The following is a 26,048-nucleotide window of genomic DNA, read 5'->3' on the forward strand; positions in this document are numbered from 1 at the left end:
GCATGACGCAAGTCACGGTGAAAGAACTGGCCCAGGTGGTCGACACACCGGTCGAGCGACTGCTGCAGCAGATGCGTGAGGCAGGACTGTCGCACACCAGCGCCGAGCAAGTAGTGACCGATAACGAAAAGCAGGCCCTGTTGGCGCACCTCAAGAGCACTCACGGTGCCAAGGTCGACGAGCCGCGCAAGATAACCTTGCAGCGCAAGACCACAACGAAACTGAAGGTCGGCGGCAGCAAGACCATCAGCGTCGAAGTGCGTAAGAAGAAAACCTTCGTCAAGCGTAGCCCTGACGAAATCGAAGCCGAGAAGCAGCGCGAGCTCGAAGAGCAGCGTGCGGCGGAAGAAGCGGCTCGGCAGAAAGCTGCCGAAGAAGCGCGACAGCGAGCCGAGGAAGAGGCACGCCGTCAGGCCGAAGCAGCAAAGGCCGAAACGCCTGCGGCCGCTTCACCTGCACCGGTTGCTGCTGTGGCTGCTGAACCCGTTCCGGCCACCGCACCCGTCGCACCTCCGGTCGATGAACGCAAGAAAGATGAGCCGCGTCGTCCGGATAAGGCACGTAGCGATGATGATGAGCGTCGTGATCGCAAGCAGGCTCAGCATCGCCCGTCCTTGAAGGCAAAAGCACCGTTGTCTCGCACTGCACGCAGCGGCGAAGACGACGCCGATGGATTCCGTCGTGGCGGGCGGGGCAAATCGAAGCTGAAAAAGCGCAACGCGCATGGCTTCCAGAGCCCAACCGGCCCGATCGTTCGTGAAGTTGCCATCGGTGAAACCATCACTGTTGGTGATCTTGCGCAGCAGATGTCGGTCAAGGCAGCCGAAGTCATCAAGTTCATGTTCAAGATGGGCACTCCGGTGACCATCAACCAGGTACTTGATCAGGAAACCGCTCAGCTGATCGCCGAAGAGCTGGGCCACAAGGTCAAGCTGGTCAGCGACAACGCGCTTGAAGAGCAGCTGGCTGAGCTGTTGAAGTTCGAAGGCGAAGCCATTACGCGTGCGCCGGTGGTGACCGTAATGGGTCACGTCGACCACGGTAAGACGTCGCTGCTCGACTACATCCGTCGCGCGAAAGTGGCTGCCGGCGAAGCGGGCGGTATCACCCAGCACATCGGCGCCTACCATGTGGAAACAGATCGCGGCATGGTCACCTTCCTCGACACCCCTGGCCACGCCGCGTTTACCGCCATGCGTGCCCGTGGTGCGCAGGCGACCGATATCGTGATCCTTGTGGTAGCAGCCGATGACGGCGTGATGCCGCAGACCATCGAGGCGATCCAGCATGCTAAGGCTGCGGGTGTTCCGCTGGTGGTTGCGGTGAACAAGATCGACAAGCCTGGCGCCGATCTCGATCGGATTCGTAGCGAGTTGTCTGTTCACGAAGTGACGTCGGAAGAATGGGGCGGTGATACGCCGTTCGTGTCGGTGTCCGCGAAGATGGGTACCGGTGTCGACGATTTGCTTGAGGCGGTGTTGCTTCAGGCCGAGATCCTTGAACTCACCGCAACGCCGTCGGCTCCCGGCCGTGGTGTTGTAGTCGAATCGCGTTTGGATAAAGGTCGCGGCCCGGTCGCTACCGTGCTGGTGCAGGATGGCACGTTGCGTCAGGGTGACATGGCACTGGTTGGCTCCAACTACGGCCGTATCCGCGCGATGCTCGACGAGAACGGCAAACCGATCAAGGAAGCTGGACCTTCGATTCCGGTCGAGATTCTTGGCCTCGACGGTACACCGGACGCCGGTGACGAACTCAGCGTGCTGGCTGACGAGAAGAAGGCGCGTGAAGTGGCCTTGTTCCGTCAGGGCAAGTTCCGCGAAGTGAAGCTGGCCCGTGCACATGCCGGCAAGCTGGAAAACATATTCGAGAACATGGGGCAGGAAGAGAAGAAGACGCTGAACATCGTCCTCAAATCTGACGTCCGCGGTTCGCTGGAAGCGCTACAGGGCTCGCTCAGTGGTTTGGGTAACGATGAGGTGCAAGTGCGCGTCATCGGCGGCGGTGTCGGTGGTATCACCGAGAGCGATGCCAACCTCGCACTGGCATCCAACGCGGTGTTGTTCGGCTTCAACGTTCGTGCCGATGCTGGCGCACGTAAGATCGTCGAGCAGGAAGGCCTGGATTTGCGTTACTACAACGTGATCTACGACATCATCGAAGACGTCAAGAAGGCCCTGACCGGCATGTTGGGCAGCGATGTCCGGGAAAACATTCTCGGTATTGCGGAAGTGCGTGATGTGTTCCGCTCGCCGAAGTTCGGTGCCGTGGCCGGTTGCATGGTCCTTGAGGGCATGGTGCACCGCAATCGTCCGATCCGTGTTTTGCGCGATGACGTGGTCATCTTCGAAGGCGAGCTGGAGTCCCTGCGTCGTTTCAAGGATGACGTTGCGGAAGTGCGTGCCGGCATGGAGTGCGGTATCGCGGTGAAGAGTTACAACGACGTCAAAGCTGGCGACAAGATCGAAGTGTTCGAGAAAGTCGAAGTGGCACGTTCGCTCTAACAGCAGCTGTTAGGCAAACCGGCGGCAAGCTTTCAGGAGAGATCCTGGAAGCTTGCCGTTTGCCTTTGCAGCACAAAGTTTTTTCAGGTTTAGCAGCTTGCTGCTCAAGGCAGATTTTATGGCCAAAGAATTCAGCCGTACCCAACGTATCGGCGACCAGATGCAGCGCGAGTTGGCGCAGCTCATTCAACGTGAAGTGAAAGATCCCCGTTTGGGTCTGATCACCATCACTGCAGTCGAGGTCAGTCGCGATCTGTCCCATGCCAAGATCTTCATTACGGTCATGGGCAAGGATGATGACGAAGATGCGGTCAAGGGCAATCTCCGGATTCTCAACGATGCTAGCGGTTTCCTGCGGATGCAGCTGGGCAAAGCGATGAAGTTACGTACCGTGCCACAGCTGCATTTCAACTATGACGCCAGTGTGCGTCGCGGGGTCGAGCTGACGTCGCTCATCGAGCGTGCGGTTGCTGAAGACCGCAAGCACAGCGACGATCTTGGAGAGTAAGGTTTGGCCCAGGTAAAACGCGTACGCCGTGCCGTCAGCGGCATTATTCTTCTCGACAAACCTCGCGGTTTCACTTCCAACGCCGCCTTGCAGAAAGTTCGCTGGTTGCTCAACGCCGAGAAGGCGGGCCACACCGGTAGCCTCGATCCGCTGGCAACTGGCGTGCTGCCGTTGTGTTTTGGGGAGGCGACCAAGTTTTCGCAGTATCTGCTTGATGCTGACAAGGGTTATGAAACCGTTGCCCAGCTTGGCGTCACGACAACTACGGCCGATGCTGAGGGCGAGGTGATCGAGCGAAAGGACGTCACCGTAACCCAGGCGCAGCTAGAGTCGCTATTGCCGCAGTTTCGTGGTGACCTGCAGCAGGTGCCGCCGATGTACTCGGCGCTCAAGCGTGACGGCCAGCCGTTATACAAGCTCGCGCGCGCAGGAGAAGTAGTGGAGCGTGAGCCTCGTTCTGTTACCATTGCCCGCTTGGATTTGCTGTCGTTCGAAGCGGACCGGGCGCGTCTGGCTGTCGCCTGTACCAAGGGCACCTATATCCGGACCTTGGTCGAAGACATAGGTCACGCTTTAGGCTGTGGGGCTCATGTGGCCGAGCTGAGGCGAACTCAGGCCGGGCCTTTCGACTTGACCCAGACCGTCAGTCTTGAAGAGCTGGAACGGGTACACGCCGAAGGCGGGGCAGAGGCGGTGGACGCTTTCCTCAAGCCGGTCGATAGCGGGCTTGAGCACTGGCCACTTTTGCAGCTCTCGGAGCACAGCTCGTTCTATTGGCTGCATGGTCAGCCGGTGCGTGCGCCCGAGGCACCGAAGTTCGGCATGCTGCGAGTGCAGGATCATAATGGTCGCTTCATTGGTATCGGTGAAGTGAGCGAAGACGGGCGCATCGCGCCGCGTCGACTGATTCGGTCGGAATGACCGATTCGTGATGCGCCCTAGGGTGTGTCGCGTTACGAGGTTGGCTGTTGGCAGGCACGGTCACACCTCTTTTAAAACACGGGACATGTCCCGGCCTGTTCATAGAAGGAGCCCATCATGGCACTTAGCGTTGAAGAAAAAGCTCAGATCGTTAGCGAGTACCAGCAAGCTGAAGGTGATACCGGTTCGCCGGAAGTGCAGGTTGCCCTGCTGACCACCAACATCAACAAGCTGCAAGGTCACTTCAAGGCCAACGGTAAAGATCACCACTCGCGTCGTGGTCTGATCCGTATGGTTAACCAGCGCCGCAAGCTGCTGGATTACCTGAAGGGCAAGGACACCACTCGTTACAGCACCCTGATCGGTCGTCTGGGTCTGCGTCGCTAAGCGATGCTGGTGCGAAGCTGAATGCTAAAGCTGGAAGTAGGGCTCGCCCTGCTTCCAGCTTTTGCCTTTCAGAGGTACACCTCTGGACAGCGTTCGGGTTCGATACCCTGCACTGCCCAAGAATTCGAATAAAGCGCTTCGCGCGTGGCATGGCCCGCGAGGCGTGAGAGACGTTTCCCCCAAGGCAACAAAGAGAAGGAACCACCGTGAACCCGGTAATCAAGAAATTTCAATTCGGTCAGTCGACCGTAACTCTCGAAACGGGCCGTATCGCCCGTCAAGCCAGTGGCGCCGTACTGGTCACCGTTGATGACGACGTGACCGTTCTGGTCGCCGTCACCGGTGCCAAAACGGCTGACCCAAGCAAAGGCTTTTTCCCGCTTTCGGTCCACTATCAGGAAAAGACCTACGCAGCCGGCAAAATCCCGGGTGGCTTCTTCAAGCGTGAAGCACGTCCTTCCGAAAAGGAAACGCTGACCTCGCGCCTGATCGATCGTCCAATCCGTCCGCTGTTCCCGGAAGGCTTCCAGAACGAAGTCCAAGTGATCTGCACCGTCGTATCGACGAGCAAGAAGACCGATCCGGACATCGCGGCGATGATCGGTACTTCGGCTGCGCTGGCGATTTCCGGCATTCCGTTCAACGGCCCGATCGGCGCTGCTCGCGTCGCTTTCCACCCGGAAACCGGCTATCTGTTGAACCCGACCTACGAGCAGCTCAAGGCGTCGAGCCTGGACATGGTCGTCGCCGGTACCAAAGATGCCGTCTTGATGGTCGAGTCGGAAGCCAAAGAGCTGACCGAAGACCAGATGCTGGGCGCGGTGCTTTTCGCTCACGACGAATTCCAGGCGGTGGTGCAGGCCGTTACCGAGTTGGCAGCCGAAGCGGGCAAGCCGACCTGGGACTGGCAGCCTAAGGCTGAAAATACCCAGCTGCTCAGCGCAATTCGTAGCGAATTCGGCGAGGCCATCTCGCAGGCGTACACCATCACCATCAAGCAGGACCGCTACGCGCGCCTGGGTGAGCTGAAAGACCAGGTCGTCGCCAAGTTCTCCGGTGAAGAAGGCCAGCCCTCTGCCGGTGAAGTCAAAGAAGCCTTCGGCGAAATCGAATACCGCACCGTTCGCGAGAACATCGTCAATGGCAAGCCGCGTATCGACGGTCGCGACACTCGCACTGTTCGTGGTCTGAACATCGAAGTCGGCGTGCTGGACAAGACCCACGGCTCGGCGCTGTTCACCCGTGGCGAAACCCAGGCTCTGGTCGTGGCCACACTCGGCACTGCCCGTGACGCGCAGCTGCTAGACACCCTGGAAGGCGAGAAAAAAGACCCCTTCATGCTGCACTACAACTTCCCTCCGTACTCGGTCGGCGAATGTGGTCGCATGGGCGCAACTGGCCGTCGCGAAATCGGTCACGGCCGTCTGGCCCGTCGTTCCGTTTCCGCCATGCTGCCGAGCGCTGACGAGTTCCCGTACACCATTCGCGTGGTTTCGGAAATCACCGAGTCCAACGGTTCCAGCTCCATGGCTTCGGTTTGTGGTGCTTCCCTCGCACTGATGGATGCCGGTGTACCGATGAAGGCGCCGGTCGCCGGTATCGCCATGGGTCTGGTCAAGGAAGGCGACAAGTTCGCTGTACTGACCGACATCCTGGGGGACGAAGACCACCTGGGCGACATGGACTTCAAGGTTGCTGGTACTGCCAAAGGCGTTACCGCGCTGCAGATGGATATCAAGATCCAGGGCATCACCGAAGAGATCATGGAGATTGCCCTGGGCCAGGCCCTGGAAGCTCGCCAGAACATCCTCGGCCAGATGAACCAAGTGATCGCACAGTCGCGTACCGAATTGTCGGCCAACGCGCCGACGATGATCGCGATGAAGATCGACCAAGACAAGATCCGTGACGTGATCGGCAAGGGCGGCGCCACCATCCGCAGCATCTGCGAAGAGACCAAGGCCTCGATTGATATCGAAGATGACGGCTCGATCAAGATCTTTGGCGAAACCAAGGAAGCTGCAGAAGCGGCGAAGCAGCGTGTTCTGGGCATTACCGCTGAGGCAGAGATCGGCAAGATTTACGTCGGCAAGGTTGAGCGTATCGTCGACTTCGGTGCATTCGTTAACATCCTTCCGGGCAAGGACGGTCTTGTGCACATCTCGATGCTGAGCGATCAGCGCGTGGAGAAAGTGACCGACGTACTGAAAGAAGGCCAGGAAGTGAAGGTTCTGGTGCTGGACGTCGATAACCGCGGCCGTATCAAGCTGTCGATCAAGGATGTGGCTGCTGCCGAAGCATCTGGCGCATAAACATCCCAGCGACATGAAGAGCCCTTCGGGGCTCTTTTTTTTGCGCGGGCGAAATGCAGTCAGGTCTATGAATGCGTGAGACGTATTGCAGTCTGCACGCTTCGCTTGAGCAAAACATGCAGAGTGCTAGTGGCAGAGTGGCACTATCTGTTTTTATGTCTTTGAATATTAAGGAAATTTATAAAGTAGTCGCTTGGCATGCAGCTTGCGATCTATTAGTTGAACCTGCGGTAGGGCTATGCCGCAGCTACTATGAGAAACAGGAGTACCACTCATGAACAAGATCCAGACCTCTATTACTGCTGCTGCCGTTGCAACTGCCTTGAGCTTGCCGCTGGCAGGCGCTGCATTCGCCGAAACCACGTCAGCTTTTGACGAGCCCCAACCAATGATGTTGGCTGCCAGCGATACCATGGACGCCGCTGAGCACACCGCGGACGAAGCAGGTGAGGCTATGTCTGACACCTGGATCACGACCAAGGTCAAATCTGCTCTGCTGGCTGGCGACTCGACTCCAGGCATGCAGATTGAAGTTGAAACCAAGAACGGTGTCGTCTCACTGTCCGGAACTGTAGCCACTGAGGCGCAACGCGAGATGGCCATCGACAAGGCCAAGACCATCGAAGGCGTCAAGGACGTCTCTGCAGACGGCCTGAAAGCGGTAGATTAATCCGTTCAGGTAACACTGGAACCCGCTGCTTGCAGCGGGTTTTTTATTGCCGGTCAGCCTCGTTCGCTATCTATGTTGCGGAGGCGATTACCCTCGAAGCGTAAAAAATGGTACATGCCATTGGTGGGGCCATACGTCCATTCTTCAATCTGGACCTCGTGGCCAAAGCCATATTCGTCTACCAGCTCCCTATACCCGGTCAGTGCACGGCTCGTTGGTTCACCGCACTTGGCTTGGACCTCGGCAGTCGAGTCGTGCAGGCTGACCAGCTTGCTTGCGCAACGGAATGTTGAGGACGCCTGCACGTGTGGTACGCAGAGGGCGAAGGTAAGCGCAGCCAGCACGGCTCTATTTCGCATGGTGATTCCCAGAGGTCAGTTCGCGCGACTGGTTTCAATCCGTACCAGTCGGTTTCCCTCGAAGATGAGGATGCTGAATATGTCATTTTTGGGTCCGTATACCCATTCCTCGCGCATCATTTCGCGGCGATGGTTCGGTCCCAAGGTGTAGCCCACCAACTCTCGCTGTGCCGGTTCGCCACATTTGCGCTCCACTTCGAAGGCACGGTCGCCTGTGCTGATCAGGTTGCTTCCACAGCGGAGGGTATCTGCCCCGACTATGGGGCTCAACAAGCCGACCGTTAGCACACAGCCTATTTCTGAAAGGCGCTTGCCAGTCCGTTTCATTCCGCCTCCAGATGCAGGACCGTAGGGACTTCAGCGCCCTGAACAGTCTCGGTAATACCTGTGTCGAGCAGGTACACCCTGTCTGCACTCAGCCCAGCGTTGTCGACCAGATAATCCTTGATGCTGGCGGCGCGCGCACGGCTGAGGCGTCGAAGAAGCGCGGTGCTGCTTTCGCGGCTGCTAAGAATCGCCTGCCGCAGCTGAAGCGCTCGGGCTTCCTCGTCGAGACTTTGCCATTCGGAGGGCGGCTGCTGTTGCAGACGACTGCGATAGATGCCTTCCAACATCGCGATTTTTTCGTCTTCACCGATTTCAAGCATTGCTGGATCAGCGGGCACGGTGTCGCCACGTCGCTGCAAGACCTTGTACCAGGTCTGTTGATACTCGCGCTCCAGCCATTGCTCGGCCAGCGGTGGGCCGTCCACAGCCGGCGCGCTCATACCTTCGATCTCAAGTCTTAGTACCGGACGCTCCTTGAGTGCGCTCGCGAGCGTGCCCAGGTTGCTGCGTGCAGCACCGTCCAGTTCGCTGCTACCTGGCGAAAAAAGGATTTGGCTGAGGTCAGTCTGGTCTCCACCAACGAGCCCGCCGAGAAACTTGAACGGTGCCTTGGCCGCCCGGACTACCAGATTGCGCAGCGTCTGCCAGATGATGGGCACCACGTCGAACTGCGGATTATTGAGATCGCCCTGAACCGGAATCTTCAGTGCGATGGTGCCGCTGCTGTCCTTCAACAGCGCCACTGCAAGGCGTATCGGCAGGTCGACGGCCTGTTCGCTGTCGACTCTTTCGCCGAGCTGCAATTGCTCCAGCACCACTTCGTTCTCAGCATTCAGCTGGCCTTGCTGGATGCGGTAATGCAGGTCCAGGTTGAGGCGACCCTTGCGGATGCGGTAGCCCGCGAACTTGGCGGAATAGGGCGAGAGCGTGGTCAGTTCGACCTGCTTGAAGCGGGTCGTGATATCGAGGCTCTGGAGCGGCTCGAAGGGCGTCAGGCTGCCTTCGATACTCACAGGTGCGTAGCGGTCAACCTTACCCTTTATGTCGACGCTGGCAGCGTTGTGCTGGCGATTGTCGAGGGTGCCGATGCTACCGCCGAGATCTTGGATAGCAGTAATAAAGGGCGGGCGCAGACTGAGGTCGGAGAAGTTGGCTGAGCCTTCGGCTATCTGGATACCGCCAATCCGCAACGCAAAGGGCACGTCTGGCTCGTCTTGGGAGGCGGGTGCTTCGGAGGGCGGAGCCTCTTGGTTGGGCGAAGCTGAGGGCTTGTCTACCAGCAGGTCATTGATGTTGGTCGTCAGGTCCGGGTTGATAATGAAGCGGGCATAGGGCTGGTTCAGGTCGATCTTTTCGATCTGCAGCGCGTTCGGATAGCTATAGTCTAGACCGCTAACCCGCAACGACTGCCATTTCAGCAAGTCACGGTCCTGGATGGTGTCGAGCGTATGAAGCTGGGTAATCTCGGCGGAACCGCCTATATGAAATGCTAGCGGCTCGACGCCCGTCAGTTCGACCGCAAGCTGGCTCGCCAGCAGTCCGCTGCGTAACTCCAGGTGAACGAACGGCGACAAGTAAGGCTGCGCCAGGCGCAAGTCGATGCCTGCCAGCGTGACGTCGAAGCTCCCCTGCATGGGGGTCAAAGTCAGCTGGCCCTCGGCAAGTAGCGAGCCTTGTTTACCGACCTCGGTGGTCAGCTTGAGCTCCATTGGAGCAGTGCCGCGGCTGTCGAAGTTACGCACGTCCAGATCGAGGGGCCCGAGTTCCAGTTCGACGTTTGGCTCAGGAACCTTATCGGCCAGGTGCAGCTGATAGTTACGCAGTTCAGCGTCACGTAGAACGATCCGCCAAGGCTGATCAGATGTATCACCTTCCTGCGTTGGCTTAGGCTCATCCTGCGCCAGTTGCTCCTCTGTGTCGGTTGGCTGCGGTTGCGGTTCTGGCTTGCTGGCAAGCAAGCGCTGCCAATTGAATTGGCCGTCAGGCTCACGAATCAGCCAGCTTTCCAGAGCCTGGCTGCGTACCTGGCCAAGGGTCACTTGTCGCTTCTGCAAATCCACCGACGTTTGGGCAATCTCTGCTTGCCTCAGACGAAGCAGTGGCTGCCCTTTCAGGCTATCAATGCTTAGCGATGCCAAGGTAGCGCTTGCGTCGCTCAATTGCAGTGAAGTGCCTTCGCTGAGGTCCAGCTGATACGCCGTCTTCAGACTCAGCTGCCCTTCGTTAAGGGCGAGCGGTGCCATGTCGCGGACATAGGGCCAGAAGGTTTTCAGTGCCAGCCCATTTATTTCAAGCTGGCCGGTGGACGTGATGGGGGAGAGGTTGAGCTGACCTTTCCAGTTGATGCGTGATCCGTCCGGGCCTCTGGCAACTAGGACGGCATCAGCGGCGTCGTCCGAGCGAGTCGCAAAGTTAAGGAGTTCAAAATCCAGCGAGTCGAGCGAGACGTCGATCGGCTCCTGAGTTCGCTGATCAGCGAAATGAACCCGTCCGCCGGCCAATTGCAGGCGATCGATGCGCAGGGCGAGGGGCTCTTTATCCCCTGCGGGCGTATCTTCATTGCTGGGCAGCTCGAACAACTCGGTCAGGTTCAGCTTGCCGTCAATGTCAAACAGAACTTCGGCGTTCGGCCCTATGAGCTCGATATCCGAAAAGTGCAGGGAGCGACTCCACAGGCTGTCCCAATCGAGGTCAACGACTAACCGCTCGAACGCCAGTTGCTCGGCATCCGGCTCGCCCATGTGCAGGTTGTGAAGTCTCAAGTTCAAGGCGAACGGATTGAACTCGATCCGCTCAAGGCGAGCCGGTACCGTCGCGTATTTTGCCAGCTGCTGGTTGACGACACGCTGCGCCACTCCGGGCAGGATCAGAAAACCGAACAGGCAATAAACGATCAGGGCGGTCATCAAACCGATGAACACGCGCTTCAATCCGTTGGGCATGCGGACCTACCTTCCAGGCGATGAACTGCCTTGGAGTATGGCATGACACGCGGGTTCCTCCTGTGCGAGGGCGCGCGCGTTACCTCACAACTGGAGCATCAGCACTTTGAGCGGGGGCTTGCCGTCCGTTGAGGGGAAATCGGCGGCTGGTGGCAGTATCTGGCAGTCCCGAACTGGCCGGCCGGTCTTGGTCGCGCAGCGCAAGACCTGATCCCGCCAGTCGTCGAGATCGACCTTCGCCAGATTGTTGCAACAGATAAGCACGCCGTTTTCGGCGGTGGCAAGCAGTGCGGGTTTGAGCAGACTTTGATAGTCGCGCAACAAATCCACCGTTCCGAACGCGCTCTTCGACCAGGCGGGCGGGTCGAGCAACACCAGGTCGAACTGCTGCGGTGAAAGACGCGGATAGTCCGGCAGAGAGCGGCCGCGACGCTGCGGGATCGGTATGTCGGCGAGCTGACGGATTGCGGGAAAGTAGTCCGACTGGATGAACTGCATCGGTGCCAGTTCCGGATTGAGCGTGCCGTTTTCGCGGCCAACTGCGAGGTTGCTTTCGGCGAAATCCAGGTTAACGACCTCGCGCGCTCCGCCCGCGGCTGCGCAGAGACCGGCGCCGCAGGTATAGGCGAAGAGGTTGAGCACTGACTTGCCAGCGCTGTTGGCCTTGATCCAGCCGCGCACATTGCGCAGGTCCAGGAATAGCAGTGGGTCCTGACCGCTATGGCGTGCGCGAACGCGGTAGTTCAGGCCCCACTCATGGCCGATCAGGTCTTCCAGCGCGGCTGGATCGGCGCGGTAGACCGGGTCGCTGCGGTCGATGCGCGAGTTGCCCTGGGAGCGGTCGTTATAGGCGAGTAAAAGGCGTATGCCCAGGTTCGTGCAGGTTTGCTCATGCAGAGCCAGCAGAGCCTCACGTTCCAGTGTCTGATGGAAGCTCTGCACCTGCAGCAGCGGGCCGTAACGGTCGACGGTGAGCCCGGGAGCGCCCTCCTGGCTGCCGTGGAACAACCGGTAACAGTCGGTGGCCTCACGGTGCAGTTCGCAGAGCAGTGCTTCGCGATTGAGGTAGGCGGCGCGCAGCGCCTGTTCGAGAGAGGACATGCGCGGCGACTCGGGAAAGAGGGCCGCGCAGTTTAGCGGAAATCGCCGGCGTTTGGCCGGCCGGCTACCTATCGGTCAGCGTTCGATTGCTAGCGCGACGCCCTGACCGCCACCGATGCACAGCGTCGCCAATCCTTTATGGGCGTCGCGGCGGATCATTTCATGCAACAGGGTCACCAGGATGCGGCAGCCCGACGCACCAATCGGGTGGCCGATGGCGATGGCGCCGCCGTTGACGTTGACCTTATTCGCGTCCCAGCCCAGCTCCTGACCCACCGATAGCGCTTGGGCCGCAAAAGCTTCGTTGGCTTCTATCAGGTCCAGCTCACCGAGCGTCCAGCCGGCCTTTTCCAGACAGCGGCGCGTGGCCGACACCGGGCCAATGCCCATGATTGCAGGGTCGACGCCAGCGTTGGCATAGCTGGCGATGCGAGCCATGACCGGCAGGCCGAGCGCCTTGGCCTTTTCGGCGCTCATCAGCAACACGGCTGCGGCACCGTCGTTGAGGCTGGAGGCGTTACCTGCCGTTACGCTGCCGTCTTTTTTGAAGGCTGGTTTGAGTTTGGCCAGGCTCTCTGCCGTGGTGGCGGCTCGCGGCTGTTCGTCGACGTCGAACACCAGCGGCTCACCTTTGCGCTGCGGAATCTCGATCGGGGTGATTTCCGCGCGCAGGCGTCCGGCTTCGATGGCGGCTACCGCTTTTTGCTGAGAGGACGCCGCGAACGCATCCTGGGCCTCGCGCGTAATGCCGTACTTGTCCACCAGATTTTCGGCTGTAATGCCCATGTGGTAGTCATTGAAGGCGTCCCACAGGCCGTCCTGAATCATGCTGTCGACCAGTTTGCCGTGGCCCATGCGTAAGCCCGTGCGGGCGGCGGGCATGACGTAAGGCGCCAGGCTCATGTTTTCCATGCCGCCGGCAATCACCACCTCTGCATCGCCACAGCGAATCGCCTGTGCAGCCAGGTGCAGCGCTTTCAGGCCGGAGCCGCAAACCTTGTTCAGGGTCATCGCCGGTACCGCATGGGGCAGCCCGGCGTTCATGGCCGCCTGTCTCGCCGGGTTCTGCCCCGCACCTGCGGTCAACACCTGGCCGAGGATGACTTCGTCGACCTCCGCGGCATCGATTCCGCTCTGCTTGAGAAGTTGGCGAATTACCGCCGCGCCCAAGTCGACGGCAGGGATGTTGGCCAGCGCGCCCTGAAAGCTGCCGACAGCAGTGCGAGTGGCGGCGACGATGACGACGTCTTGCATGATCTTGAACCTCGAGAAAGGTGCGGGCTCCGCGGGGCGTTCATGGTGGCACAGGCCGAAAGGCGGCTCCAGGTGCGGAACCTGCCGGTCACGCTAGCGTATGGGCAGGCCCATGCGGCGCCGTGCCCGGTGCACCGAGCCGCTGCGCACGGCCCAGCGCAGCACCGGCGCGGTTCGCCTGACTGCCATTCGGATCAGTAGTCTTTCGCGCTCGGACTGGCTGAGGTCGAGCATGTCGCTGGCCCAGTCCGGCAACAGATCGACGCCGGCGCGCATCATCAGCGCGCCAAATGGCTTGGCCAGGCGACTCGGAGCAGGGGCGCCGAACAGGATGCGTACGATCTCCCGAGAGCGCTCATCACAGCGCAGTTCTGGCCGGATAGCCGCGAAATAGTCCTCTATCTGCTGCCGCGAGCGCGGCACCTTGCGTGCGCCGAGCGCTTCGGCGATACGTGCGACCTCGGCGTAGTAGCGGTCCTGTTCCTGACCTGGCAACGCCGGGTTGAGGTAACGCAGGTGCGCCTTGAGAAAGCTGCTGACTTCGGCGACATGCACCCAGGTCAGCAGGTCCGGGTCGTACGCGGCGTACGGGCGGCCGTCGGGCGCGTGGCCGGTGACCTTCAGGTGAATGGCTCGGACCCGTTCAATCAGCCGCTGCGCATCGGTCTGGCTGCCAAAGGTGGTCGCCGAGATGAACTGGCCAGTGCGGCGCAGCCGACCGAGTAAGTCGTCTCTAAAGTTTGAGTGGTCCCAGACGCCGGCCAGGGCGAGTGGATGCAGGGCTTGCAACAGCAGGGCAGAGATACCGCCCACCAGCATCGAGGTGAAATCGCCGTGCACGCGCCAGCAGACTGAATCCGGGCCGAACAGGCCAGGGTCACCCGGTGGACTTTCGTAGTCGACACCGCCGATGGCCAGCCCGGTGAGGCTGAGCACCTGCGTTTCGATATGACGGCGGATGATTTCCAAAAGAGGCGACTTCTGGCTGGGCTGGGAAGTCGAATCTTACTCGATGTTCAGGCGTTACCCAGGCCCAGTCGATCAGCGAAGTGCCGAAGGCGTATCTGTGAAGCAGCGGAGGAAAGGGCACCGGACAGCGGTCAAGCGCTGTCCGGTGTTGCACATAGATCAGCCGCGATGACGGCCGCGGAAGAAGTCGATCAATCCCTGGGTCGAGGCGTCTTCGGCGGGCTGCGCATCGAAGCTGGTCATCTGGCCGTAAACGGTTTTTCCCAGGTCCTTGCCGAGTTCCACGCCCCACTGGTCGAACGAGTTGATTCCCCAGATCACGCCCTGGACGAACACCTTGTGCTCGTAGAGTGCGATGAGGGCACCAAGACGTCCGGGGCTGATGGTTTCCATGACTACGGTATTGCTCGGTCGGTTACCCGGAATGACCTTGTGCGGCGCCAGGCGCTCGATCTCGGCTTCGCTCATGCCTTTTGCGCGCAGCTCGGCCTCGGCTTCTTCGCGCGTCTTGCCGCGCATCAACGCCTGGCTCTGCGACAGGCAGTTGGCGTAGAGCCACTCGTGGTGATCGGCGACCGGATTGTGGCTAACCACGGGCACGATGAAGTCTGCGGGGATCAGTGGGGTGCCCTGGTGCAGCAATTGATGGTAGGCATGCTGGCCATTACAGCCGACACCGCCCCAAATTACCGGGCCGGTGGTACAGGACACTGGTGTGCCGTCCTGGCGCACGCTCTTGCCGTTGGACTCCATGTCCATCTGCTGCAGGTGTTTGACGAAGTTGCGCAGGTAGTGGTCGTAGGGCAGGAAGGCGTAGCTCTGAGCGTCCCAAAAGTTGTGGTACCAGATGCCCAGCATCGCCAACAGGATCGGCATGTTGGTTTCGAATGGCTCGTTGAGGAAGTGCTGGTCCATGCTGTAGGCACCGGAGAGCAAGTCCTTGAAGTTGGACATGCCAATCGCCAGCGCGATGGGCAGGCCGATGGCCGACCACAGCGAGTAGCGGCCGCCAACCCAGTCCCACATCGGAAAGATGTTCTTCTCACGGATGCCAAACTCGACGGCGGCATTTTTGTTGCTGGTGACCGCGATGAAATGCCGGTAGAGCTTTTCTTCGGTGCCGCCTTTGCCCAAGTACCAGGTGCGTGCAGCCTGAGCGTTCTTCAGGGTTTCGAGCGTGCCGAAAGTCTTGCTGGAAATGATGAACAGCGTCGTTTCGACGTTCAGCTTGTCTGTTACCTCGCGAAATTCACTGCCGTCGATGTTCGCCAGGTAGTGCGTGCGCACGCCGTGCTGAGTGAAGGGCAGGAGCGCTTCGGAGACCAGCTGTGGACCGAGGAAGGATCCTCCGATGCCGATGTTGACCACGTCGGTGATGGTCTTGTCGCTGAAGCCGCGCCAGAGGTTGTTATGGATTCGGGTGACGATATCGGTCATCTGCGCCAGCGCTGCATGCACGTCACGCATGATGTTCTGCCCGTCGACCATCACCGATTCGCCCATGGGCCGGCGCAACGCAGTGTGCAGTACCGGACGATTTTCTGAGGCGTTGATCCGCTCGCCCGCGAACATGGCGCGGGCCGCCTGCTCGACGCCGGCCTCGCGCGCCAGGTTCACCAGCAGGGTGCGTGTTTCTGGCGTGATCAGATTCTTCGAGTAATCGAGAAACAGGCCGCTGCAGGAAACCGACAGGTCATCGAAGCGCGTCGGATCAGCCTTGAATGCCTCGCGCATGCTGAAGTTCTGCATGCCCAGGCGGTGTTCTTCCAAGGCCTTCCAGGATGGCAGGCCGGTGGCATCGAGAGGGTGCTGGTAGTAGCTCATGGTTGTGCGGCTTCCTTTGCTTTGGCGGACTGTCTGCGGCTCTGCGATTCGTTCGGACAGTCATTCGATCATGCTGGCACGCTGGCATTCGTCCTGAATGTAACAGGCGCGTTCCGCTGCGGCTGGACCGCAACGGCGGCGGCGCATCCTGCACCGGCGAGACTGGTCTGACTGGCAAAAACGCGCGGCGTTCCGAAGCGCTGCGCACAGAGCGCTGATAGCGGCCAGAACAGGACGACCATTGCAGATTTATGGGGGAGGGGAAACCCTTTGCACACAAAAAAGCCCGCGTCACTTGAGCGATGCGGGCTGTTGAGCAACTGATGTCGCATTCAGGCGACTTGAACCGGAATTGCGTTGCTGGTGTGACTGAGATCGCCGTCGGCGCCCATATACAAAACGTGTGGCTTGAAGCTGGCCAGTTCGGCTTCGCTGTAGTGCGCGTAGGCACAAATGATCACACGATGACCCACACCGGCCTTGTGCGCGGCGGCGCCGTTGACGGAAATGATCTTCGAGCCTTCCTCGCCGCGGATGGCATAGGTCGTGAAGCGTTCGCCGTTGTCGACGTTGTAGATCTGGATCTGCTCGTATTCGCGGATGCCGGCGAGGTCCAGCCAGTCACCGTCTATGGCGCAGGAACCTTCGTAATCCAGCACCGAGTGGGTCACCTGGGCGCGGTGCAGTTTAGCCTTGAGCATGATGGCGTGCATGGCGGGGTCCTCCGGGGGCGCAAGCGGCGCAGAGTGTGCCCGAACCCTCAGGCGTGTTCAAGACTGAGGGCCGGGCTGGGTTAGGCCGATGGTCGGCTGTGTCAGGACGCTTTCTGGGAGATATCAACCAGCAAGTTATCCAGCAACCGGGTCTTGCCGAGATAGGCCGCGGCGAGAATCACCAATTCGCGGCTGTCGGCGGTGACCGGGCTTAAATCCAGTGCATCGCGAACTTCCAGGTAGTCGGGCCGCAGGCCGGCGGCCTGGAGCCGCTGATGGCCGGAAGCAAGCAGCGCCGAGTAGTCGCGCTCACCGTTACGTATGGCATCGGCGAGTTGCTGCAGCGTGCGGTGCAACACCGGGGCGGTTGTGCGCTCGTCAGTGGTGAGGTAACCGTTACGTGAGGACAGCGCGAGGCCATCTTCAGCGCGAACGATGGGTTCGCCAATGATCTGCACGGGCATGTTCAGGTCGCGGACCATGGTGCGGATGACCGCCAGCTGTTGGAAATCCTTCTGGCCGAAGACCGCAAGGTCCGGTAGCACCATGTTGAACAGCTTGCTGACAACGGTAGAGACGCCGTCGAAATGACCTGGCCGGCTGCCGCCACAGAGCCCCTCGGACACACCTGGTACGCGGACGATGGTCTGCAGCGCCTGGCCGTGCGGATACATCTCCTCGACGCTGGGCGCGAACAGCAGGTGGCAGCCGGCCTCGAACAGCTTGTCCTGATCGGCCGTCAGCGTGCGCGGGTAGCTGGCGAGGTCCTCGTTGGGGCCGAACTGCAGCGGATTGACGAAGATGCTGGCAACCACGAAGTCAGCGCGCTGGCCGGCCTTCTTGATCAATGCAATGTGGCCGGCATGCAGGTTGCCCATGGTCGGCACAAAGCCGATGCGCTTGCCTTCGCCCCGTGCGCGGGTTACTGCGGCGCGCAGGTCGGCAACAGTTTTCACCACGTTCATGCGGAGAACCCATGTTCGGCGGCAGGAAATTCGACGGACTTAACCGCCAGGACGTAGGCGGCGATGGCGGTCGGAATGTCGGCATGCTCGCGCATGAAGTTCTTGACGAACTTCGGCGCTCGGCCGGTCAGTGACAGGCCGAGCATGTCGTGCAGAACCAGTACCTGGCCATCGGTGGCGCTGCCGGCGCCGATGCCGATCACTGGCACCGTTACTGCCTGGGTAATACGTGCGGCCAGTTCGCTCGGAACGCATTCGAGCAGCAGCATGGCCGCGCCTGCATCCTCAAGCGCCTTGGCATCGGCAATCATCTGTTGCGCCTGCGCTTCCTGGCGCCCCTGCACCTTGTACCCACCGAAAATATTGACGGCCTGCGGCGTGAGGCCCATATGCGCACATACCGGGATGCCGCGCTCGGCCAGAAGGCGAATGGACTCGGCCAGCCAAGCAGTGCCCTCCACCTTGATCATGTGGGCCCCCGCCTTCATCAAGATGGCGGAGTTGTTCAGGGTCTGTTCCGTGGTTGCGTTAGCCATGAACGGCAAATCAGCGACGATCATGGCGCCGCGGTTGCCGCGTTTGACGCAGGCAGTATGGTAGGCCATCTCTTCGACGGTCACCGGCAGGGTGCTGTCGTGTCCTTGCAGGACCATACCCAGGGAGTCGCCGATAAGCAGCATCTCGACCCCGGCTTCGCAAGCTGTCTTGGCGAAGGTGGCGTCATAGCAGGTCAGCATGACGATTTTCTCGCCTTTCTGCTTGAGGCCTTGCAGGGTGGTCAGGGTTACGTCTGGCATGAATGCCGTCCTCCTAAAGCCTCTCGGGGATCACGGTTGCAGGCGGAGCGTCAGGGTTGCCCCGTTTCGATGCGTGCCGGCAGAGGGCGCTTATAGTCCAGATGGCGGCGAGCTAAGTCAATCTCGAGTGTTACCCGCACGTTACACCTGTTACCCGGTGGTTACAGCGGTTCGTCGAGCCGCTCCAGGCCATCATAAGGGCAGGCGGCAAGCAGCTCGGCAAGCGTGCGGCGATCGGCTAGCTGCAGATCGTCCGGGGTTATCTCCGCAAGCGGGTAGAGAACGAAAGCTCTGGCATGCATGTGGTAGTGCGGCACCGTCAGGCGCGAGTCGCTGATCAGGCGATCGCCGAACAGCAAGATGTCCAGATCCAGAGTGCGCGGGCCCCAGCGTTCGGCTTTGCGCTGACGGCCCTGGGCCAGCTCAATGGTTTGGAGTGCATCGAGCAGGGTTATTGGTGGCAGTGAGGTGTCCAGCGCGGCAACCGCGTTGTGGTAACGCGGCTGATCTGGCGGTCCAAGTGGATCGCTGAGATAAAGCGAAGAAACAGCGGCGAGACGTGTGTTGGGAATCCTGGCCAGGGCGTCGAGTGCACTACGCAGCTGCTGGCGAGGTTCGGCCAGGTTGCTGCCCAGTCCAATATAAACCCGTTCCATTTAGTCGGCAGACGCCGGTGCGCTTTCGTTCGGGCCGCGCTTGCGACGATTGCTACGACGACGTTTGCGAGGGGCGCCGCTGCCGTCGTCCTTACTGCTCAGGCCTCGAATCATGTTGCGCCGCTCGCTTTCGCTGGCTTCTTGATACTCGGTCCACCAGTCGCCCAGGCCGTCGGTTTTTTCACCGGCACTCTCACGCAGCAGCAGGAAGTCGTAGCCGGCACGGAAGCGCGGATTCTCCAGTAGCTGATCCGCACGACGCCCCTGGCGGCGCGGCAGGCGTTCCTGCATGTCCCAGATCTCGCGCATGGGCATGGTGAAACGCTTGGGAATCGCGGTGCGCTGGCACTGTTCCCATATGAGGTCGTGTGCCGCTTCCTGCATGGCCGGGATTGGCGGCAGGCCACGCGCCTGCAGCTCGGCGACGCGCATCGGCAAGGCCGGCCAGAGCATGGCCGCAAACAGGAATGCCGGGGTGACTGGCTTGCCTTGAGCGATGCGCAGATCAGTATTGGCCAACGCGTTGCGGATCAGCGTGCCGGCGTATTCGGGATTGTCTTCCAGCGCATCGGCACTGGCTGGGAAAAGCGGGGCGAACAGGTCGTACTCAAGCAGTAAATCGAAGGTGCGTTCGGCTTTGCCGCTCAGAAACAGCTTGATGATTTCGTCAAACAGGCGTGCAGACGGCACGTCGTTCAACAGCTCGGCAAGGTCGGCAATCGGCTCTGCGCTGTGCTTTTCAATCTCAAAATCAAGCTTGGCGGCGAAGCGGACCGCGCGAAGCATGCGCACCGGATCTTCCTGATAGCGCTGCTCCGGGTCGCCAATCAGGCGGATCAACCGGTTGCGGATGTCGTGCACGCCGTGGGTGTGGTCGAGAATTCGCTCGCTAGACGGGTCGTAGTACAGCGCATTGATGGTGAAGTCGCGGCGCTGCGCATCGTCTTCCAGCGTGCCGTAGATGTTGTCGCGCAGAATACGCCCGCTCTCGTTGCGCGAAGCCAGGTGGTTGGCTTCGTCATCGTCTTGTTCCGGGTGATTGGCGCGGAAGGTCGCGACTTCGATGATCTCGCGACCGAAATGCACATGGACCAGCTTGAAGCGGCGCCCAATGACACGGGCATTGCGAAACTCGGCGCGTACCTGTTCGGGCGTGGCGCTGGTGGCCACATCGTAGTCCTTGGGTTCCAAATCCAGCAGCAGATCGCGGACGCATCCGCCTACGACATAAGCCTCGTAACCGGCATGCTGGAGCCGCTCGACGACGCTGACCGCGTGTCGGCTGAGATCGTTGCGGTGTAGCGAATGCTGCCGGCTGGACAGTATTTCGGGGGTGCGACGAGGATGCGGGAGTCGTCGCAGGGGAAGACGAAAAGACTGGAACAGCTTTTTCAGCATGAGAGGCACTGTGTGGCGAAATGACAGGGTGGCGAGGTGAATAGCCAAGAAACTGGCGTGGATTCTAGCACCGGGAGCAAGGATGGTGAACGAAGCGCGGAGAGGTGTCAAAGCACGGCCGGGGCCAGAAAGCACTAGGGGGAGCCGAAGCTCCCCCTTTAAATGATGTCGCGTGCTTTGTTGTTATTAGTATTTCGGGCGTGTTGTTTTTGTTTGATCACCCGTTCCCTTCAGCTATCGCGTCCAGGAGTCGCTCCTACGTTGGGAGCAAAGAGCAAACGGATTTCTTTGGTCGCTGATTTACCATCGATCATTCGATCCAACCAGTTCAGGCGCTGCTTATGCAGTTTTTGTTGTTCTCAGCCTGGTCGTGGGGCAAAACCCATTTGGCATTTCCTCTCCAAAAGAATCAGTTAGCTACGCCTCTGCCTTATTGTCTTTATTTTGCTAGAGCCGGTACGTCTTGTTCTTATTGTGGGTCTGCTTGTTATTGTTGTTGTGCCAGATATAAAGCATTTGCCGTGCCAGTTTTTGTAAATCCTTTAAAATCAACGACTTACGATTTTCAGTCGTAGGATTTAGCTGGAAGACCTGTAGTGTCCGTTACCGATGAACCCGCATTTTGTTACGTATTGGTAGTGGCGGTAACAGCGCACTACCCAGCGGTGGCCGATTTGCGTCGTGGTATCCCGAGCCGCTGACGACGCTCCCACAGGCACTTGCGGCTGATGCCCAGCTTGCGTGCGAGCTCGGTCTCGGTCATGTGATCCTGGTGCTCAAGCACGAAGTGCTGAAAGTAGTCTTCAAGCGAAAGATCCTCGGTCGGCTCATTGCTGACAGCGGAACCTAACGGAACGCCCGATTCATCGAAATCCTCATCAAGGGGGTCGAGCTCGATATCGATGCCCAACAGCTCAACGCTGATTTCCTCGCTCTCACTGAGGATCGCGGCCCGCTCGATGGCGTTTTCCAGCTCGCGCACGTTTCCCGGCCAGCTGTACTGCCGCACGGCCTGCTCAGCCTCGCGGGAGAAGTGCAAGCCATCATTGCCCATGCGTTCGTTCTGGCGTGCCAGGAAGGCCTTGGCAATTTCCAGCACGTCAGCGCCACGCTCGCGCAGGGGGGGGAGTTTCAAGGCGATGACATGTAGCCGGTAGTAGAGGTCTTCACGAAATTGCCCGTTCTTGGCCAGCGTCTTCAGGTCACGGTGGGTCGCGGCGACCAGGCGCACATCAACTTTTTGCGACTGGGTAGAGCCCACCCGCCGAATTTCGCCTTCCTGCAATACACGTAACAGTCGCGCCTGTGCCTCCAGAGGTAGCTCACCGATTTCATCGAGGAACAGTGTGCCGCCATCTGCGGCTTCGACCAGACCGGCGCGGCCGGCACTGGCGCCAGTAAAGGCACCCTTTTCGTGACCGAAGAGTTCGGATTCGATCAGGGTTTCCGGGATGGCGGCGCAGTTGACCGAGATCATCGGCGCCTTGGCACGCCGCGAAAGGTTATGCAGCGCACGGGCGACAAGCTCTTTACCGGTACCCGATTCACCTTGGATGAGCACATTGGAATCGGTCGGGGCGACCTTGCGGATCTTGCCGAACAAATCCTGCATGGGGCCACAGCGACCGATAATGCCAAGCTCTCCGTTGACCGAGTCGTCGCTCGTTGCGCCCGCAGCGGGCGCGGCGCTGCGTGACGACTCGGCCGGCATTGAAGCAACCTGCTGCCGATCATGAAGAATGCGCGCCACGGTCTGCAGCATCTCGTCGTGGTCAAAAGGCTTGGCGATGTAGTCCACTGCGCCCATTTTCATCGAGTCCACTGCCGAGCGCAGGCTGGCGTAGCTGGTCATGATCAGTACGGGAGTGCCTTCTGCCAACTTGATCAGCTCTGTGCCGGGCGCGCCCGGGAGGCGCAGGTCGCTGACGATGAGATCGAAGGAGGGGATGCTGAAACGCTCCTGCGCTTCCTGTACCGAGCCGGCTTCGCTGACCTCGTACTGGTTGCGCTCGAGCAGTCGGCGCAGGGCGGAGCGGATAATGGTTTCGTCTTCGACGATCAGAATATGGGACATCAGTACTCTCTCGACGGTCTGAAGGCGGCTACACATGGATGGGAAACGGCGCTGAAGAGGGCGCGTTCCCTATCCTGTGCAAGCCGCCGCGGTGCGGCTTGGTGCGGGTGCGGAGCGCCAATTTGATCTTCATCCAGGTCGCGGCGGGGCCAGCTGTATGCTGGGTCGCTCATGGCCGAGACCTGGCGAGAAATTGCCGTCGCCTCGTCAATCACCGGAATTTGTTGCCTCGACATGACGCGGTAGGGTGATGCGGAAACGCGTGCCGCGTTGAGTTTCCGGGTCGGCCGGGCTATCGATATTGATTTGCCCATAATGCTCTTCCACGATCGAATAGACCAGTGCGAGGCCCAGCCCTGTCCCCTCGCCGGGGTCTTTGGTGGTGAAAAAAGGCTCGAAAAGCCGATCTAGAATCGCCTGTGGAATGCCGCTGCCTTCGTCCTCGACGATGAGGTAGACGGTCTGTTCGGAGACTTCGCTGCGTACTCGGATCGAACCGCCGGGTTCAGAGGCATCGCGGGCATTGGACAGCAAGTTGATCAGCACTTGAGCGAGGCGCTGCGGGTCGCCCTCCGCCAGGTGATCGGGATCGCAGAGGTTGAAAAAGTGCACCTCGGTGCCGCGACGATTGAGTGAGAGCAGGGCGATCGCATCCTGCGCCACCTCGGCCAGGCTCACCGGGTACAGATCATGTTGTCTGCTACCAGCATGAGCAAAGCTCATCAGTGACTGGACGATGCGCGAAACGCGTTTGGTCTGTTCGACGATCTGGTTGCTGATCTCGATGATCTCGGGGTCCGCCTCGCGCTCCTCGCGCAGGTTCTGCGCCAGGCAGGCGATGCCGGTGATCGGGTTGCCAATTTCGTGGGCGACTCCCGCCGCCAACCGACCAATGCTCGCCAAGCGTTCGGAGTGAACGAGGCGGTCCTCCAGCTGTTGGGTTTCGGTGAGGTCTTCGATCAGCAGTACCAGACCGCTACTGCCGGGCGCCAACGGCTCGGCGATCGCGGCCTTGTGCAGGTTCAGGCAGCGGCTGTGACCATCCAGCTGCAGCCGTTGTTTATGCAGGTGCTCTTCGCGCTGTTGAGTGAAATCGGTTAGCAGGCTCTGCCAAGGCTCGGCGATAGTCGGCAGGCGCGAGCCCACCACCTGCAGCGCGGGAATTTCGGTGAGCTCTTCCAGGGCTCTGTTCCACATCAGGATTTCCTGATCTTTGGCCAGCGAGCAGACGCCCATTGGCAGTTCCTGCAGGGTCTGCCGGTGGTAACGGCGCAGGGCATCGAGCTCGGCAGCAAGGCCGGTAAGGCGTGAGTGATAGTCCTCCAGGCGGCTCTCGATAAAGTGAATATCTTCGGTGACATAGCCGTCTGCACCGTTCTTGTAGGAAAGGAAATTCTCCACAATGTCCTGAGCCACGCTCGGGCCCATCAGGCCTGACAGGTTTGCCTCGATGCGATCGCGCAGCCGGCGCAAGGCATAGGGGCGATGTTCATCGAACGGCAATTGCAGATCCCGCAGCGCCTGTTCCACCTCCCGTTGCGCAGTCTTGGCGCCCAGTGGCTTGGCCAGCTGAGTGGCGAACTCCTGCGGCGAGGCGGCTGCCAGCTCGCGACGTTGCGGTCGGCGCACGTTTTCCACCGCGCAGGCTTCTGCAGCGGCTTGCTCCTCGGCGCTGGCCTCGGTGAATAACGAGAACAGCGAAAACGCCAGCACGTTAACCGCCAGCGAGGCGATCGCCGCCAGGTGCCAGCTGGTGTCGTCGAGCACGTACACCACGTTGAACAGCGGGATGTAGAAGCCATCAAGGTTGCCAACCAGCGGCAGCAGCATGGTCACAACCCAGACGGCGATGCCGGCCAGCAGCCCTACGATGTAGCCCCGACGATTGGCGGTTGGCCAATACAGCACTGAAAGCACGCCGGGCAGGAACTGCAAGGTCGCCACAAAGGCAACGATGCCCAGGTTTGACAGGTCCTGCTCGGCGCCCAGCATTAGATAAAAGCCGTAGCCGGCCATGATGATGGCGAGGATCAGGCTGCGCCGGGTCCATTTCAGCCAGCGATAGATGTTGCCTTCGGTAGGAGGTTGGTAGAGCGGTAACACGAGATGGTTGAGCGCCATACCAGACAGGGCCAGGGTGCTGACAATGATCAGACCGCTAGACGCTGAAAGTCCGCCGACAAAGGCCAACAGCGTCAATGCCTCGCTCTGCGCCGTAATACCGAGGCCGAGGGTGAAATATTCGGGGTTGGTGCTGACGCCAAGTTTGAGCCCGGCCCAGAGAATCAGCGGCACGGCCAGGCTCATCAGCAGCAGATACAGCGGCAGGCCCCAGCTGGCGCTGACCAGCGCGCGCGGGTTGAGGTTTTCGGTGAAGGTCATGTGATACATGTGCGGCATGACAATCGCTGAAGCGAAGAACACCAGCAGCAGGGTGCGCCACGGCCCTTCCTGCAACGGTGTATGCAACGCCTGCAACGCCGACTGGTTCTGCAGTAGCCAGATTTCCAGCTGATGCGGCCCACCGAACACGACAAACAGCGCGTACAAACCGATGGCGCCGAAGGTCAACAGCTTGACCACCGATTCGAACGCGATAGCGAACACAAGCCCTTCGTGCTTCTCTCGTGTGGCGATATGCCGGGCACCGAAGAGAATGGTGAACAGCATGATCATCACGCAGTAACCCAGCGCGACCCGCTCCTGCAAAGGCTCAAGGGTGAGAATGCCGATCGCATCGGCCACCGCCTGGATCTGCAACGCGAGTAGCGGCAGCATGCCGATCAGCATGACCACCGTGGTCAGCGCGCCGCTCCAGGTGCTGCGAAAACGGAAGGCGAACAGATCTGCCAGCGAGGCCAGCTGGTAGGTTCGGGTGATACGCAGTATCGGATAGAGCAGCACCGGCGCCAGCAGAAACGCGCCGCATACGCCCAGGTAGGTGGCGAGGAACCCGTACCCATACTGATAGGCCAGACCCACCGTGCCATAGAACGCCCAGGCACTGGCGTAGACGCCGAGGGACAGCGTGTAGGTGAGCGGGTGCCGAATGACCCAGCGCGGGATCAGTCCTCGCTCGCTGATCCAGGCGACGCCGAACAGCACCAGCAGGTAGGCGACACTGATCAAAATCAGGTGGCTGAGGCTAAAGCTCGTCTGCATCGCGTTGACTCTGAAGAATGAAGGTCACCACGATGAGGATCAGCCACAACAGATAAGGCCGGTACCACGCGCCGTTGGGGTCAATCCACCAGTCCATGATGGCAGGGGAAAACAGATAGATCCCCACCACCAGGAGCAGCACCAGTCGGTAGATGTACATGCTGGAACTCGTGTCGAAAGTAGGCGGATGGTAAAGGAAGCGGCA

The 26,048-nt window shown here is 60.0% G+C and carries 21 protein-coding genes; 6 read left to right on the top strand and 15 right to left on the bottom strand.

Translation table 11 applies throughout. From position 1 onward, the window contains the following. The first annotated feature begins 2 nt into the window (after positions 1–2). From infB to BUE09_RS12785, 6 genes are all read left to right on the top strand, one after another. Complete coding sequence (gene infB, locus BUE09_RS12760; RefSeq protein ID WP_073301300.1) at positions 3–2,504, top strand: translation initiation factor IF-2; 2,502 nt, start codon at positions 3–5, stop codon at positions 2,502–2,504. A 118-nt stretch (positions 2,505–2,622) separates the two neighbouring features. Further along, complete coding sequence (gene rbfA, locus BUE09_RS12765) at positions 2,623–3,012, top strand: 30S ribosome-binding factor RbfA (protein ID WP_019342081.1); 390 nt, start codon at positions 2,623–2,625, stop codon at positions 3,010–3,012. Positions 3,013–3,015: 3 nt separating this feature from the next. Next, positions 3,016–3,933, top strand: coding sequence for a tRNA pseudouridine(55) synthase TruB (truB, locus tag BUE09_RS12770; protein ID WP_073301301.1), 918 nt, complete (start codon positions 3,016–3,018; stop codon positions 3,931–3,933). A 117-nt stretch (positions 3,934–4,050) separates the two neighbouring features. Further along, positions 4,051–4,320 (top strand): 30S ribosomal protein S15, encoded by a 270-nt coding sequence (rpsO, locus tag BUE09_RS12775; RefSeq protein ID WP_045429687.1) that lies wholly within the window; start codon positions 4,051–4,053, stop codon positions 4,318–4,320. Positions 4,321–4,526: 206 nt separating this feature from the next. Next, a complete protein-coding gene (pnp, locus tag BUE09_RS12780; protein ID WP_073301302.1) occupies positions 4,527–6,632 on the top strand; it encodes a polyribonucleotide nucleotidyltransferase in 2,106 nt (701 codons plus the stop codon). Positions 6,633–6,906: 274 nt separating this feature from the next. Next, on the top strand, positions 6,907–7,302 hold the full coding sequence (locus BUE09_RS12785) for a BON domain-containing protein (RefSeq protein ID WP_073301303.1): 396 nt from the start codon (positions 6,907–6,909) through the stop codon (positions 7,300–7,302). 53 nt (positions 7,303–7,355) lie between these two features. On the opposite strand, the gene BUE09_RS12790 is transcribed toward BUE09_RS12785, so the two are convergent. The 15 genes from BUE09_RS12790 to BUE09_RS20145 all read right to left on the bottom strand — a co-directional run bounded on the left by BUE09_RS12790 (position 7,356) and on the right by BUE09_RS20145 (position 26,003). Further along, positions 7,356–7,661, bottom strand: a complete 306-nt coding sequence (locus tag BUE09_RS12790) for a DUF2845 domain-containing protein (RefSeq protein ID WP_073301304.1) — start codon at positions 7,659–7,661, stop codon at positions 7,356–7,358. A gap of 15 nt (positions 7,662–7,676) precedes the next feature. After that, entirely contained in the window at positions 7,677–7,988 is a 312-nt protein-coding gene (locus BUE09_RS12795; protein WP_231975564.1) for a DUF2845 domain-containing protein, read from the bottom strand. Then, on the bottom strand, positions 7,985–10,930 hold the full coding sequence (locus BUE09_RS12800) for a DUF748 domain-containing protein (protein WP_073301305.1): 2,946 nt from the start codon (positions 10,928–10,930) through the stop codon (positions 7,985–7,987). Before BUE09_RS12800 ends, BUE09_RS12795 begins: the two co-directional genes overlap by 4 nt. 84 nt (positions 10,931–11,014) lie before the next feature. Continuing rightward, a complete protein-coding gene (locus BUE09_RS12805) occupies positions 11,015–12,031 on the bottom strand; it encodes a class I SAM-dependent rRNA methyltransferase (protein WP_073301306.1) in 1,017 nt (338 codons plus the stop codon). Positions 12,032–12,106: 75 nt separating this feature from the next. Continuing rightward, positions 12,107–13,285 (bottom strand): acetyl-CoA C-acetyltransferase, encoded by a 1,179-nt coding sequence (locus BUE09_RS12810; RefSeq protein ID WP_073301307.1) that lies wholly within the window; start codon positions 13,283–13,285, stop codon positions 12,107–12,109. 93 nt (positions 13,286–13,378) lie between these two features. Then, positions 13,379–14,254 (bottom strand): oxygenase MpaB family protein, encoded by an 876-nt coding sequence (locus BUE09_RS12815; RefSeq protein WP_073301308.1) that lies wholly within the window; start codon positions 14,252–14,254, stop codon positions 13,379–13,381. A gap of 159 nt (positions 14,255–14,413) precedes the next feature. Beyond that, on the bottom strand, positions 14,414–16,078 hold the full coding sequence (gene pgi, locus BUE09_RS12820; protein WP_073301309.1) for a glucose-6-phosphate isomerase: 1,665 nt from the start codon (positions 16,076–16,078) through the stop codon (positions 14,414–14,416). Between the two features lie 332 nt (positions 16,079–16,410). Next, the gene (gene panD, locus BUE09_RS12825) at positions 16,411–16,791 is read right to left on the bottom strand and encodes an aspartate 1-decarboxylase (protein WP_019342093.1); all 381 of its coding nucleotides are present in this window, start codon (positions 16,789–16,791) and stop codon (positions 16,411–16,413) included. A gap of 101 nt (positions 16,792–16,892) precedes the next feature. After that, positions 16,893–17,756 carry a pantoate--beta-alanine ligase gene (panC, locus tag BUE09_RS12830; RefSeq protein ID WP_073301310.1) on the bottom strand — a complete coding sequence of 288 codons (864 nt, stop codon included), beginning with the start codon at positions 17,754–17,756 and terminating at the stop codon, positions 16,893–16,895. Next, positions 17,753–18,553, bottom strand: coding sequence for a 3-methyl-2-oxobutanoate hydroxymethyltransferase (gene panB, locus BUE09_RS12835; protein ID WP_073301311.1), 801 nt, complete (start codon positions 18,551–18,553; stop codon positions 17,753–17,755). The genes panC and panB overlap by 4 nt, the downstream gene beginning before the upstream one ends. 161 nt (positions 18,554–18,714) lie before the next feature. Beyond that, positions 18,715–19,209, bottom strand: coding sequence for a 2-amino-4-hydroxy-6-hydroxymethyldihydropteridine diphosphokinase (gene folK / locus BUE09_RS12840; protein ID WP_073301312.1), 495 nt, complete (start codon positions 19,207–19,209; stop codon positions 18,715–18,717). Continuing rightward, on the bottom strand, positions 19,210–20,607 hold the full coding sequence (locus BUE09_RS12845; RefSeq protein WP_073301313.1) for a polynucleotide adenylyltransferase PcnB: 1,398 nt from the start codon (positions 20,605–20,607) through the stop codon (positions 19,210–19,212). It lies immediately after the preceding gene. A 655-nt stretch (positions 20,608–21,262) separates the two neighbouring features. Further along, entirely contained in the window at positions 21,263–22,681 is a 1,419-nt protein-coding gene (locus BUE09_RS12850) for a sigma-54-dependent transcriptional regulator (protein WP_073301314.1), read from the bottom strand. Positions 22,682–22,888: 207 nt separating this feature from the next. Then, complete coding sequence (locus tag BUE09_RS12855; protein WP_073301315.1) at positions 22,889–25,843, bottom strand: sensor histidine kinase; 2,955 nt, start codon at positions 25,841–25,843, stop codon at positions 22,889–22,891. Continuing rightward, the gene (locus tag BUE09_RS20145; protein WP_003095129.1) at positions 25,827–26,003 is read right to left on the bottom strand and encodes a hypothetical protein; all 177 of its coding nucleotides are present in this window, start codon (positions 26,001–26,003) and stop codon (positions 25,827–25,829) included. Before BUE09_RS20145 ends, BUE09_RS12855 begins: the two co-directional genes overlap by 17 nt. Positions 26,004–26,048: the final 45 nt, after the last annotated feature.

The organism is Stutzerimonas xanthomarina DSM 18231, assembly GCF_900129835.1.
Lineage (GTDB): Bacteria > Pseudomonadota > Gammaproteobacteria > Pseudomonadales > Pseudomonadaceae > Stutzerimonas > Stutzerimonas xanthomarina.